We start from the raw sequence: 13,315 nt of genomic DNA, 5'->3' as shown, positions 1-13,315 counted from the left end.
GAAAAAGTTGATAAGTAGCTACACTTAGCACTTTAAAAACTCAGCCTGTATTAGAATTAATTGCAAATGAATACACAACGCGAACAATTGATACAATCTTGGATTGCCTCTGTACTCGGTTCAGATCAATTTGAAACTCATTTTTTAGCAGGTGATGCCAGCTTCCGTCGTTATGCACGAATCAAACTGAATAATAAAACATTTATGCTGATGGATGCACCACCAGAAAAAGAAGATTGTGTGCCTTTTGTGACGATTGATGAATTTTTTGATGCGCATGGCGTGCGTGTTCCGCATATTGTCGCTAAAGATCTGGAAAATGGTTTTTTGCTGCTCGAAGATTTTGGCGATGTCCTGCTTTCCAATCTGCTGAATGAAGAGACGGTGGATACTTATTATGAGCAAAGCTTTAAGCAGCTGATTCAACTGCAATCAATTGCTGGAGAAGGACATTTTCCGGAATACTCTTATGAAAAACTGATCTCAGAAATGCAGCTGCTGACTGACTGGATGTTGCCAGCCTTAAAGATCCAGCCGACTGAATCAGAAAGTGCCTTGATCAAACGTAGCTTTGCGATTCTGGCCAATGCAGCGCTGGCGCAGCCACAAGTGATTGTGCATCGTGATTTTCATAGCCGTAATCTGATGAAAATTGACAATGAAACCGAACTCGGTGTGATTGATTTTCAGGATGCGGTGATTGGTGCGGATACCTACGATCTGATCTCGATTACCCGTGATGCTTATGTGCAATGGAATGCTGATCGTGTCTATCGCTGGTTTGAAGCCTTTTATAATTTATTGCCAGCCTCAGCCAAAGAAGACCGTGATTTTGAGCAGTTCAAGAAAGATGCCGATATGATGGCGATTCAACGTCATATCAAAATTCTGGGTATTTTTGTGCGTCTGTTTGAACGTGATGGTAAGTCCGGTTATTTAAAAGATTTACCACGGGTGATGTGGTATTTATTAGAAGAATCTAAACCTTATCCAGAATTGCAGCCTTTTATGCAGTTTATGCATGAAAAAGTGATGCCGGCTTTTGAAGCAAAATATGGTTCATATGAGGTGGCTGCCTAAATGAAAGCGATGATTTTAGCCGCAGGCCTCGGTAATCGTATGCGGCCTTTAACGCTGCATACCCCAAAGCCTTTGCTTGAAGTCGGTGGCAAGCCGCTGATTGTCTGGCATATCGAGAAACTGGCTGCGATTGGCGTCACTGAAATCGTGATCAATACTGCATGGCTCGGTGAAAAACTGGCACAAGCCCTGGGTGATGGCTCACAGTTTGGTGTCAAGATTCTGTGGTCACATGAAGGTGAAGGTCTGGAAACGGCAGGCGGGATCATTCATGCCTTGCCGCTTTTGGGTAATCAGCCTTTTATCCTATTAAATGGTGATGTCTGGACCACAATGGATTTTGCACCTTTATTAGATGTTGATCTGAACGATAATTTGGCACATCTGGTCTTGGTCGAAAATCCGCAGCAACATCCAGAGGGTGATTTCACCCTTGCAGAAGGGAAGGCTTATACCTTTGATCAGCAGGTCGAGGGTGAAAATCTGACGTTTAGCGGTATATCCGTACTTGATCCGAAAATGTTTGAAGGCTTAGAGGCTGGAAAGCGTCCTCTGGCGCCTTTATTAAAGGCTGCGATGTTGAATAATCAAGTTGCTGCCTCAAAATTGACAGGTATTTGGGTTGATGTAGGAACTCCCGAGCGTTTGACAGCACTGGATTTGGCAATCCGTGAAGCTAAGTCTGTTTAAGTGAATATTCACTAAGCACTGCCTACTATGACAAGATATAGAAAACGGTATACTTCCACCTAACTTTTTCGAGCGTAGATTGTTTATGCACATGTTTTTTCAAGAACTAAAGCAGGGTAGCCAGGCTTTGGGTTTAGAGCTATCTGAAGAAGCTTTGAATTTATTACTCAAGTATCAGGACGCTTTGGTGCTGTGGAACAAAGCATATAATTTAACTGCGATCCGTGATCCGAAAGAAATGCTGGTCAAGCATCTGCTGGACAGTCTCAGCATTCTAAAAGATCTGCCAGCGGGCCGTCTGCTCGATATCGGTACGGGTGGCGGTATGCCGGGCATGATCATTGCTTTATGTCAGCCCGAGCGTGAATGTGTATTACTCGATTCAAACGGTAAAAAAATTCGTTTCCTGAAGCAGTTTATTGCCGATCTGAAACTTAAAAATGTCATTGCGGTGCAAACGCGTGTAGAAAATGAAGACAGCATTAACGAGCTGGGTCAATTTGATGTGATTACCAGTCGTGCGTTTGCATCTCTGACTGACTTTGTGGATGCCTCTAAACCGTATATGCATGAACAGACCATTATTGCCTCAATGAAAGGCTTAATTCCTGAAGATGAAGTCACTGCTTTAAAAAATGAATTTAGTTGTGAGATTATTGAACTTAAAGTTCCGCGCTTAGACGAACAGCGTCATTTACTGCTATTAAAACGTATTTAAGAATTTTAAAGGGATTGGGGGCAACATGGCACAAATTATTGCGATTGCAAACCAAAAAGGTGGTGTTGGTAAAACCACAACCGCAGTAAATTTGGCAGCATCTTTAGCTGTGTTAAAAAAGCGCGTTTTGCTGGTCGATATGGATTCGCAAGGCAATGCAACCATGGGGTCGGGCATTCAAAAGAATGACTTGCTCTATTCGGTCACCGATGTATTGCTGGGTGAAGTGCCGATTGAAACGGCGATCGCCAAGGCAGAGGTCGGTTATAAGGTTCTGGGTGCCAACCGTGATCTGGCTGGGGTTGAGCTGGCAATTGCAGATCAAGAAGGACGTGAATTCATCCTGCGTGATGCATTGCAAGAAGTCGAAAAGTCATTTGATTATATTATTGTTGATTGTGCGCCAAGTCTGAGCCTGATTACAGTGAATGCTTTGGCAGCGGTTGATGGTGTGCTGATTCCGATGCAGTGTGAATATTATGCACTGGAAGGTCTGGCTGATTTGACCCAGACCATCGATCGGATTCAGCAAGCATTGAATCCAGACCTGCAAATAGTCGGTGTATTACGTACCATGTATGATGCGCGTAATGCCTTGACCCGTGATGTCTCTGAAGAATTAGAACAATATTTCGGTAAAAAACTGTATGACACCGTGATTCCACGCAATATTCGTCTGGCTGAAGCACCAGCACACGGTTTGCCGGTGATTTATTTTGAAAAAAGCTCAAAGGGTGCAGTTGCTTACTTAAATCTGGCAGCTGAAGTATTAAAGAAAAGCAAAGTGAAAAAAGGAAGTAAAGCATGACTGTCAAGAAACGTGGACTCGCTAAAGGTCGTGGCTTGGATGCCTTGCTAGGCTCAATTCAAAAAGAAAAATTACAGATGGAAGCCCAAGGTCTTGATCATGGTCAGCTCAAACAGATTGATGTGAACCTGCTCAAGCGTGGTGAATACCAGCCGCGCCGTTATATCAACGAGCAAGACTTGCAAGAGCTGGCGGCATCGATTGAAAAACACGGCATTATGCAGCCGATTGTGATTCGTCCGGTCGATGACGAACGCTATCCTTATGAAATTATTGCCGGTGAACGTCGTTGGCGTGCAGCGCAGTTGGCAGGTCTGACTGAAATTCCTGCGATTGTGCGCGAACTTCAGGATCAGGTCGCGATTGCATTGGCTCTGATTGAAAACATCCAACGTCAGGATCTGAATCCGATTGATCAGGCCATGGCTCTGCAACGTTTCCATGAGGAATTTGGTCTAAGCCATCAGGAAATTGCAGACACAGTCGGCAAGGCACGTACTACGGTCAGTAATTTACTTCGCCTGCTCAGTCTGGCTGAAGAAGTGAAAGACTTTATGCAGCAAGGCCTGCTGGATATGGGGCATGCGCGTGCGATTCTAACGCTGAAGGCAAAAGACCAGCTCAAAGTCGCTGATATCGTGATTGAAAAAAGCTTGTCTGTTCGTCAAACCGAGCAGTTAGTCCGTGATTTTAATGCACCTAAACAAGAAAAAGTAAAACAAGCGCTTGCACCGGATATTCAGCAATTGACCCAGCGCCTTTCAGAGCGTTTCAGTGCTGATGTGAAAATTGACTATAACAAACAAGGTAAAGGAAAATTAGTCATTAGTTATCATTCTTTAGAAGAGCTGGATGGCATTCTTTCTATTTTAGAAGATGAATAATTTATATATTTTTTTTATTGGGGAATAAATTAGATGTGGGAATTGGTTAAAGCGGGTGGCTGGCTCATGCTGCCACTGGTCTTGTGTTCTATCTTTATGTTGGCGATTTCGATCGAGCGCCTGATTCGCCTGAAGAGGAAAGCGGTACTTCCGTCTACACTTCTGATGAGTCCAGTGCAAAATGCATCACAAGTCATGCAAAAAATTCAACAAAGTACAGAATTGAAGCACAGTACTTTAGGCCGGGTATTTGCAGCAGGCTATGCCAGCAAGCCGCAGGGCGAACAGTATGCCCGTGCACAAATGGAAGTGATGGCATCGCAGGAAATTGGTTATCTGGAAAAGAATATTAACTTTCTGGGAACCTTAAGTGCTGTGGCGCCATTGCTGGGTTTGTTGGGGACTGTGCTTGGGATTATCGAATCTTTTCTGATGATCGATGTGGGGACTGGGAGTGATCCGGTATTGATGATGCCAGGTATTTCCAAAGCCTTGATTACCACAGCAGCCGGGATGCTGATTGCGATTCCGGCACTTTTTGCCCATCGTTACTTCCAGCGACTGGTTCAGGAATATGTGGCGGAGCTTGAACAGCAGGCGACCTTGTTTCATGCGGATCTTTTTTATCGCAATATTGCAGATATAGACCAAGATATGCAAAAAGCCAGCTAGGAGGCGGATGATGAAATTCAAACGCAACCAGGTTGAAGATGTGCATATTAATCTGACCCCTATGATTGATTGTCTGCTGTTTATTCTGGTCTTTTTACTGTTATCGACAACATTTAGCCAAATGAGCCGTATGAACTTGACCTTGCCAGATGCGCAGGGTGTTCCGCCTAAAAGTTATGATCAGAAAGTTGAAGTGATTGTGGATGCCAATGGTCATTATGCAGTCAATGGTCAATCCTTGGCCAGTAAAGAAGTCGCAGATTTAAATACTGCAATTAAACAGATTTCTAATGAACGCCGTGATTTAATGTTCGTCATTGCCGCTGACGCGAAAGCCAGCCATCAGGACGTGATTCGCGTTATGGATGTGGCCGGGCAGCTCGGCTTTGTCAATATTAATATCAGTACCAAAGTACCTACCCGAGGTTATTAGTGAAGCACGATTTTAAGGTCTATCTTCGCCTTTTAAGTTATTTAAAACCCTTTTGGGGCATCGGATTGCTTGTCCTGCTCGGTTTTTCTATTAATGCGGCTACAGAAGTTTCTGTGGCTAAATTACTGGAATATATTATTGAGGCCATTCAAGACAAAGACCAGAGTTTCACTTCGCTTTTCCCGTTTTTAGTGGTTGTCCTGATGTTCTTTCGTGGGCTGGGATTATTCATGGGGGGGTATTTTACTGCGGTGATTTCCCGTAATCTGGTGTTCAATATCCGTCAGGAAGTTTTTGCAAAACTGCTGCGTTTACCGTCTCAGTATTATCTGGACAATACCAGCGGGCATATTACTGCCAAGATCATGTATAACGTGGAACAACTGACCGCTGCCTCAACAGAAGCGTTAAGAACCCTGTTGCAACAAGGTTTGATTACGATTGCGCTATTAGGCTATCTGCTATATAGCAACTGGCGTCTGACCATGTGTATCCTGATTTTTGCACCCGTCATTGGCTTTGTGATCAGTAAGGCAGCTAGACGGATGCGTAAATTGTCACAGCAAGTGCAAGATACCATGGGGGATGTCAACCATGTGGTTCAGGAAACGGTCAATGCCAACCTGATCGTCAAGGGTTTTGGCGGCCAAAGTTACGAGCAGGAACGCTTTAAGCAGAACTCGCTGGAAAACTTGCGTCGTGGCTTGAAAATGGTCGCTGTGCAGCAGTTGAACAGTCCTGTGGTTCAGCTGATCATGTCTATTTCACTCAGTATTGTCATGTTTATTGCCTTGCGTCCACAGATCCTTGGCGATACCTCTGCCGGTGAATTTGTGGCTTATATTACGGCTGCGGGCATGTTGGCAAGACCAATCAAGGCTTTAACCGATATCAATGAAAAAATTCAACGGGGTATGGCCGCAGCGCATTCGGTATTTGAATTGCTGGACATGCCCGAAGAAAAAAATACCGGGACTTTAAGCGATAGCTTAAAAGGTAATATTCAGTTTAAAGATGTCAACCTGTTTTATGATGATGGTCATCATGCCATTCGTGATTTTAATTTAGAGGTAAAAGCTGGTGAAACGGTTGCTCTGGTTGGGCGTTCCGGTGCCGGTAAAAGCTCACTGGTGAATTTGCTGGTACGTTATCAGGATACAACGTCAGGTCAGCTTCTACTGGATCAGAAACCGATTGAAGACTTTGAGCTGACTGCCTTGCGTACCCAGATTGCGATGGTGAATCAGCAAGTGGTGCTGTTTAATCGGACTGTGCGGGAAAATATTGCCTATGGTCAGCTCGAAGGTGCGACTGATGAAGATATTATTGCAGCAGCAAAAGCCGCTTATGCACATGATTTTATTATGGCTCTGCCAAAAGGTTATGATACCCAACTGGGTGCTCAAGGTTTAAATCTGTCTGGTGGTCAGCGTCAGCGCATCGCGATTGCACGTGCGATTTTGAAAAATGCCTCTATTCTGATTCTGGATGAAGCAACCAGTGCCCTGGATAATGAATCCGAATACTTTATTCAGCGTGCCTTTGATCAGGCCATGCAAGATCGTACAACCATTGTGATTGCACACCGTTTATCGACGATTGAAAATGCGGATCGTATTGTGGTCATGGATCAGGGGTGTATTGTCGAGCAAGGGACTCATGCAGAACTGATTGCATTGCATGGGGCTTATTATCAGCTGCATCAACGTAATTTTGAGGAACAATAAGTTATGGCATTGGCGCAAATCATTCAGGATGCTTGGAATGCACAGGCAAAGTGGCTGGTGGTGCTGCGTCCTTTGTCATGCTTGTATCGTTTAGGTTTTGTCAGCAATCGCTGGCTGTACCAGAAAGGGATCAAGACAAGCTATAGTGCTCCGGTTCCGGTCATGGTGATTGGCAATATCACTGTCGGTGGTAGTGGTAAAACCCCTTTGCTGATTCATCTGGTTGATTATTTAACTCAACAAGGTGTAAAAGTTGGAGTGATTAGCCGTGGTTATGGCGGCAAAGGTCCATTTCCGGCTTATGTGGATTTTAATACCTTGCCTGAGGTCGTCGGTGATGAGCCTGCCTTGATTGTACAGGCGACGGGCGTGCCGATGGCCGTAGGGCCAAACCGGCAAAAAAGTATTGAACTGTTACTGCAAAGACATCAGTTGGATCTGATTATTTGTGATGATGGTTTGCAGCACTGGGCTTTAAATCGTCAGATTGAATGGATTGTACTGGACAATAATCGCGGTCTGGGCAACCAAAAACTGCTTCCGGAAGGCTATCTGCGTGAACCGGTGACACGCTTGGAAACAGGAACGGTAATTGAACATTCGGCAAGTCCAAGTTCTGAGCTATATATGCATCTGGCTGCATCACAGCCTTATCTACTCAATCAAGACAACAATAAAATCTTCGATTCTCAGTCGGCTTTTTATGCCGTGGTGGGAATCGGTTTTCCGCAACGCTTTTATCAGACCCTGAAAAATCTGGGCATAGAACAATTCCAGTGTCATGAATTTCCCGATCATCATGATTATGACATTGAGGATCTACAGTTTGATGATGCCAATCCGATCATTACCACGGAAAAAGACGCAGTCAAGATTATGGCATTACTGAAACAATATCCCGATTTTAAGCAGGATATCTGGGTGGTGCCAGTCGATGCAGTATTATCGCCAGCCTGCTATACGGTCTTGCAGCAACAGTTACAACAATACGGTATTCAAATTTCTTAAGGCTTATTCAGTATGAAACACATTGTTATTCCTGCACGTTTTGCCAGTTCACGTTTGCCGGGTAAACCCTTGCTGGACATTCATGGTCGTCCCATGATTCTGCGTGTGGTGGATCAAGCCAAAAAAGTACAAGGTTTTGATGATTTGTGTGTGGCGACCGATGATCAGCGTATTGCTGAGGTTTGTCGTGCCGAAGGTGTTGATGTGGTGATTACTTCGGTGGATCATCCTTCTGGGACAGACCGCCTCAGTGAAGTAGCGCGGATCAAAGGCTGGGACAGTCACGATATTATTGTCAATGTGCAGGGTGATGAGCCTTTATTGCCGGCACAACTGGTGAAACAGGTGGCACAACTTCTAGAAGATCAACCGGATTCTTCGATGTCGACGCTATGTGAGCCGATTCATCAACTAGACGAATTTAAGCGTGACAGCATTGTTAAAGTGGTGATGTCCAAACATAATCAAGCTTTGTATTTTAGCCGTGCCACCATTCCTTATGACCGTGATGGCGCGAAACTGGCTGAAGCAAAACTGCATAATCAGGCCTATCGTCATTTAGGTTTATATGCTTACCGTGTAAAACTGCTTCAAGAATATGTCACTTGGGAGATGGGGGGTCTGGAAAAACTGGAATCCCTAGAGCAATTGCGGGTACTGGAAAATGGTCACCGTATTGCGATTGCCGTGGCTGAAGCCAATTTGCCACCGGGTGTGGATACTCAAGAAGATCTGGATCGATTGAATCAAATGGATCTTTCTCATTTTGCTTAAGAAGAGTTGAATACATGCCTTTTGATGTCAATGCACAGATTTATCCATGGCAGCAACAGGTTTGGGAAACGCTGACCGGACGTTTTCCCAAGCTTGGGCATGGTTTATTGTTTTATGGCAAAAAAGGCTGTGGCAAGGAGGCATTTAGCCAGCAGTTTCTGGCTTGGGTCTTGTGTCTGAATCGGCAGTCTTCTGGTGCATGTGGCGAATGTGGCAGTTGCCAATGGCTCAAGGCTGATACGCATCCCAATTATGTGCATATCAGCACCGACGAAGACAATAAAAAACAGAATGCCAAAATCAAGATTGAAAAGATTCGTGATCTGTTGCCTTTTGTGCAGCAGACCGTCGATGGCTGGCGAGTGATTGTAATTGAACCTGCGGAAGCCTTAAATATCTCCTCTGCCAATGCATTATTGAAAACGCTAGAAGAACCCGGTGACAATACGGTCATTATTTTGCTGGCAGATCATTATTTAAAATTGCCTGCAACGATACGGAGTCGCTTGCAGCATTTTGCCTTAGACCGGATTTCTGCAGAACAATTTAGTGATTATGTTCAGGCACAGTTGCCAGATGCGGGCACTAGCCAGCAACAGTTATTGATGAACCTGTCCAATCAGATGCCCTTACAAGCACTCGAGGTTGCACAAAGTTCATGGCTGCCACTGCGTCAGGAATTCCTGCAAGACTGGCAAAAACTGGTGATGCAAAAAAATATGCCGCTTGCAATTGCGACCAAATGGAACAAAAGCCTGAGCTTTGGTGAATTTGCTCCCATGTTTGAATACTTGTTGTCCGATTTAATTTGTGTCAAGCTCAATCAAACGGTGAAAAACATTGATCTTGAGTTTAATGTGCTTGCCGAACAATATTCATTAGCAGCACTTTTTAAAATTTATGAAGATTTTCAGCGTTCCAAGCAATATCTCGAGCAGAATGTTCAAAGCAATCTGGTGATCGATGAGCTGTTTATCAAGCTGATGAATCTTTAATTAAGGGGAAATCACATGCAACCACGTATGGGCGGTATTATTCAGGCCAATATTCCTGATATTGAAACACTGTTTGCCAGCTATATGCCTTATGTATGGGGTGGTGGACTGTTTATTCCGTCCAAGCAGCCGGTCAAGCTGGGTGAAGAAGTTTTTGTATTGACCACTTTGCCTGAACAGACCCAGAAAATTCCTTTAACCGGTAAAGTGATCTGGGTCTCGCAAAAGCAGAATGGCATCAAGCCACAAGGCTTTGGCATCCAGTTAAGCGGTGAAAAGGGTGTTTATTTCAAAAATGAAGCAGATCGTCTGGTTGCAGGTCTTAAATCTGAAGGGCGTAAAAGTTACACTATGTAGTTCATTTAGCTGTGGTAGGAACGCATTGTGTTTGTAGATACCCATTGTCATTTAACGATGCTGGATTTAACGCCGTATAACGGTGATCTGGATCAGGCACTCGCACAGGCCCGTGAAGCGGGTGTATCCAGGTTCATGAGTATCTCGGTCGATCTGGATGATCATATCGCGCTGGCGAAAATTGCCGCGCGTCACCCGGATGTCGGTTATACCGTTGGGGTACATCCTTGCGAAGATGCTGCGACCATGGCGCGTGCCACGACCGAATATCTGGTCGAGCTGGCACAGCCTGAAAAAGTCTGGGCACTCGGTGAAACCGGTCTGGATTATTATCACAGTACAGATTTTGTCGAAGAACAAAAAGCCTGCTTTGCCCGTCATATCCATGCTTCGCAAATGACCAGGAAACCGGTGGTGGTACATACCCGTGCTGCCAAGCATGATACCGTGGATATTATTCGTGCGGAAAAATCCACGCATGGCATCTTGCATTGCTTTACTGAAGATTGGGAAACTGCCAAAGCGGTTTTAGACTGCGGTTATTATGTCTCATTTTCCGGGATTATCTCGTTTAAAAATGCCCAGGATCTGCGCGATGTGGCCAAACAGGTTCCGCTGGATCGTGTACTGATTGAAACCGATAGTCCTTATCTTGCGCCGATGCCATATCGTGGTAAATCTAACGAACCTAAATACGTTCCTTATGTAGCCAAAGCGCTTTGTGATGTATATGATAAGTCGCTAGAAGAAATGGCTTCTATCACAAAGCAGAACTTTGAAAATCTTCTAAATTTAAAGTAAATAAAGTTATATAAAGTACAAGAGAGTTTATAGGGTGAAGATGGATCGTCAGGCTCAGTTTCGAGCAAGAGAAACCTTGATTTTTCAAGTCGCAGAGCAGCTCCTGCTGGAAAATGGTGAAGCAGGAATGACGCTAGATGCGCTTGCTGCTGAACTTGATCTGGCCAAAGGGACACTCTATAAACATTTTCAGAGTAAAGATGAACTGTATATGTTGCTGATTATCCGTAATGAGCGCATGTTGCTGGAAATGATTCAGGATAGTGATAAAGCTTTTCCTGAACATCTGGCCTTCTTTATGTTGCACCATTTACATCATCCGGAACGTACGGTGCTGTTCCATCAGATTGAAGAACGTCTGTCGACGACTGGCGTGGGAATTCAGCATCTATTCAGTGAACTGTATCAGGTACGCAAACAGCGTTTACGCCTGATCATCCGCATGACAGAAAGTTATCTGGTTTCAATTCATAGCCGCATGTCGGTGCGTGACTATCTGGCGTCGATCTGGTCACTGACCCATGGCGCCGCTGCAATTCTCAATTCCAGTTTTTATCAGCGTTATCTGGGTTCACGCGATACCTTGCGCGTGGCCTATATCGATCAAGCACTGGCTTTGCCAAAGCAGGTGCATTCTGCCGAGCAGTTTGCCTAAGGTTAGAGCTTAGTATGATCAGATCATCTCACAGCGCAGTTCGTGGCTTTACCCTCATCGAATTGATGGTGGTGATTGTGATTATGGGAATCATGGCCTCACTGGTATTGCTGAATACCAGTGGTGTCGATCAGCGTAAGGCCATGCAGGCACGCGAGATTTTGTTATTAGACTTGCAGCGGGTCATGCGTGAGGCGAATGACCAGTCCAGAATACTGGCGCTTGATATGCAACCCGCGACCGATGTCTCGCCATTTCGTTATGGGATTGTAGAATATCGTTCAGCAGCGCAGACTGAACAGAACCTGCAAAATGAAAAATGGCAGAGTTATACAGAATTTAAATTACGTAAGCTGCCGGATCATGTGTCTTTTCGGATTCAGGGGCTAGAACAACAGCGTTATGCCCGTGCGCAAAATCGTGATCTGACGCAGGTGAATTCTCCTCAATTGATCTGGCTGGGGAATGGTGAGGTCAAGCCGGTACGGATTCAGTTCTTTTTAGAAGATCGCGAAGTCGGCTCTGCGATTGAGGTGGATCATCTGGGTAAAATCAATGAAATCTAGATCTTTCAAGCAAAGTGTGTGCTCCAGGCTGATCAAACCATTTAAATCGAGTGCTGATCGATTGCATTGTGGGCACTTCGAGCAGAGCTCTTCGTCTTGCGCAGCGGTGAAACAGCATTTCACTCATCGCAGCTCAGGCTTTACCTTGCTGGAAGTTATGGTTGCACTGGCAATTTTCGCCACCGCAGCCATGACGCTGACCAAAGTCGCGATGCAATATACCCAGTCAACCTCGAATGCCATTCTGCGCACCAAAGCACAGTTTGTTGCCCTGAACGAAGTGGCTCAAATGGAAATCAATCAGCAATGGATGGATGGTACGGCCTCCAAACAGCTGACCCAGCAAGGCGAAACCTGGCAAATTGACAAGCGCAGTGAACCGACGATCAGTCCCAATGTGCAGCGTATTGAACTACAGGTCAGTCTGGTCAATCAGGAGACTGGTCAAGTTGCATCCGGGATCAGCAGCTTGATGTTCTTTAATCATCGCATGAACAATACGCCATGAAGCCTAAAGGATTTACCCTGGTCGAATTATTGGTTGCCATTGCAATCTTTGCGGTACTGTCTGCTTTGGGCTGGAAAGTTTTTGATTATATTGTCAAAACCAAAGATCAAAATGCAGTACATGAACAGCGTCTAGGTCAGCTACAGGAAACCTATCAGCAAATTTTACGGGATACGGTACAGGCAGTCCCTTTAACGGCCAATATCAATAGTGATATTCAACCGGCTCTGGTTTTGCAAAATGGCCGTTTTAATTTTAGTAAAACTGGCGTGACTGATCCTCTGGAGGAGGGTATTTCGCCAGATGAACGCATTGAATATCAGTATCGGGCCGATGAACAAAAACTGTATCGACTGAAATATCGCAACCTGAATCAGACCGGTCGTGATCAACCTGAATCCAGTATTTTATTATCGGACGTTGAGCAATTTCAGGTTGTGGTGCTGAATCCAAATGAACTCACACAGTGGCCTGATTCTTCTATGGATTTAAATCAGCTAGAGCAGAAACAGCGCTTGCCCAAAGGCATTAAAATCAATTTAACCGTGAATGGCGTCAGCTATGAGTGGCTGTTTAGTTTATTAAATACGGACTTTTTGCTTGATAATCAGAATACAGGTCAACCCGGCTAAGAATCAT

At 44.8% G+C, this 13,315-nt stretch carries 17 protein-coding genes; all 17 read left to right on the top strand.

Features of this window, described 5'->3' with window-relative positions:
- Nucleotides 1-66 precede the first annotated feature (66 nt).
- On the top strand, nt 67-1,080 hold the full coding sequence (locus tag FTU42_RS07085) for an aminoglycoside phosphotransferase family protein (RefSeq protein ID WP_180083203.1): 1,014 nt from the start codon (nt 67-69) through the stop codon (nt 1,078-1,080).
- Entirely contained in the window at nt 1,081-1,770 is a 690-nt protein-coding gene (gene murU, locus FTU42_RS07080) for an N-acetylmuramate alpha-1-phosphate uridylyltransferase MurU (RefSeq protein WP_180083202.1), read from the top strand.
- A gap of 85 nt (nt 1,771-1,855) precedes the next feature.
- The gene (rsmG, locus tag FTU42_RS07075; protein WP_005097338.1) at nt 1,856-2,488 is read left to right on the top strand and encodes a 16S rRNA (guanine(527)-N(7))-methyltransferase RsmG; all 633 of its coding nucleotides are present in this window, start codon (nt 1,856-1,858) and stop codon (nt 2,486-2,488) included.
- 25 nt (nt 2,489-2,513) lie between these two features.
- Complete coding sequence (locus FTU42_RS07070) at nt 2,514-3,296, top strand: ParA family protein (protein ID WP_005170377.1); 783 nt, start codon at nt 2,514-2,516, stop codon at nt 3,294-3,296.
- Entirely contained in the window at nt 3,293-4,180 is an 888-nt protein-coding gene (locus tag FTU42_RS07065) for a ParB/RepB/Spo0J family partition protein (protein ID WP_005097335.1), read from the top strand. The genes FTU42_RS07070 and FTU42_RS07065 overlap by 4 nt, the downstream gene beginning before the upstream one ends.
- Nucleotides 4,181-4,213: 33 nt before the next feature.
- Nucleotides 4,214-4,852 carry a MotA/TolQ/ExbB proton channel family protein gene (locus tag FTU42_RS07060; RefSeq protein ID WP_005097334.1) on the top strand — a complete coding sequence of 213 codons (639 nt, stop codon included), beginning with the start codon at nt 4,214-4,216 and terminating at the stop codon, nt 4,850-4,852.
- A gap of 10 nt (nt 4,853-4,862) precedes the next feature.
- On the top strand, nt 4,863-5,285 hold the full coding sequence (locus tag FTU42_RS07055) for a biopolymer transporter ExbD (RefSeq protein ID WP_004278885.1): 423 nt from the start codon (nt 4,863-4,865) through the stop codon (nt 5,283-5,285).
- A complete protein-coding gene (gene msbA / locus FTU42_RS07050) occupies nt 5,285-7,012 on the top strand; it encodes a lipid A export permease/ATP-binding protein MsbA (RefSeq protein WP_005097331.1) in 1,728 nt (575 codons plus the stop codon). Before FTU42_RS07055 ends, msbA begins: the two co-directional genes overlap by 1 nt.
- 3 nt (nt 7,013-7,015) lie before the next feature.
- Entirely contained in the window at nt 7,016-8,020 is a 1,005-nt protein-coding gene (gene lpxK / locus FTU42_RS07045) for a tetraacyldisaccharide 4'-kinase (protein WP_180049101.1), read from the top strand.
- Nucleotides 8,021-8,032: 12 nt separating this feature from the next.
- Nucleotides 8,033-8,794 carry a 3-deoxy-manno-octulosonate cytidylyltransferase gene (gene kdsB / locus FTU42_RS07040; RefSeq protein WP_100329622.1) on the top strand — a complete coding sequence of 254 codons (762 nt, stop codon included), beginning with the start codon at nt 8,033-8,035 and terminating at the stop codon, nt 8,792-8,794.
- A gap of 14 nt (nt 8,795-8,808) precedes the next feature.
- On the top strand, nt 8,809-9,789 hold the full coding sequence (locus FTU42_RS07035; protein WP_100535276.1) for a DNA polymerase III subunit delta' C-terminal domain-containing protein: 981 nt from the start codon (nt 8,809-8,811) through the stop codon (nt 9,787-9,789).
- A 15-nt stretch (nt 9,790-9,804) separates the two neighbouring features.
- Complete coding sequence (locus FTU42_RS07030; protein WP_005170399.1) at nt 9,805-10,146, top strand: PilZ domain-containing protein; 342 nt, start codon at nt 9,805-9,807, stop codon at nt 10,144-10,146.
- 27 nt (nt 10,147-10,173) lie between these two features.
- Entirely contained in the window at nt 10,174-10,947 is a 774-nt protein-coding gene (locus tag FTU42_RS07025; protein WP_180083201.1) for a TatD family hydrolase, read from the top strand.
- Between the two features lie 40 nt (nt 10,948-10,987).
- Nucleotides 10,988-11,602, top strand: a complete 615-nt coding sequence (locus FTU42_RS07020) for a TetR/AcrR family transcriptional regulator (protein ID WP_004645466.1) — start codon at nt 10,988-10,990, stop codon at nt 11,600-11,602.
- Between the two features lie 14 nt (nt 11,603-11,616).
- The gene (locus FTU42_RS07015) at nt 11,617-12,168 is read left to right on the top strand and encodes a type II secretion system protein (RefSeq protein ID WP_100329620.1); all 552 of its coding nucleotides are present in this window, start codon (nt 11,617-11,619) and stop codon (nt 12,166-12,168) included.
- A gap of 106 nt (nt 12,169-12,274) precedes the next feature.
- On the top strand, nt 12,275-12,676 hold the full coding sequence (gene gspI, locus FTU42_RS07010; protein WP_252721253.1) for a type II secretion system minor pseudopilin GspI: 402 nt from the start codon (nt 12,275-12,277) through the stop codon (nt 12,674-12,676).
- Nucleotides 12,673-13,308, top strand: coding sequence for a type II secretion system minor pseudopilin GspJ (gspJ, locus tag FTU42_RS07005; RefSeq protein WP_005170411.1), 636 nt, complete (start codon nt 12,673-12,675; stop codon nt 13,306-13,308). Before gspI ends, gspJ begins: the two co-directional genes overlap by 4 nt.
- Nucleotides 13,309-13,315: the final 7 nt, after the last annotated feature.

The organism is Acinetobacter sp. YH12102 (assembly GCF_013419125.1).
Taxonomy (GTDB): domain Bacteria; phylum Pseudomonadota; class Gammaproteobacteria; order Pseudomonadales; family Moraxellaceae; genus Acinetobacter; species Acinetobacter pseudolwoffii.
The sequence above is the reverse complement of the archived record's forward strand: the minus strand, read 5'-3'. Positions and strand labels throughout refer to the sequence as shown.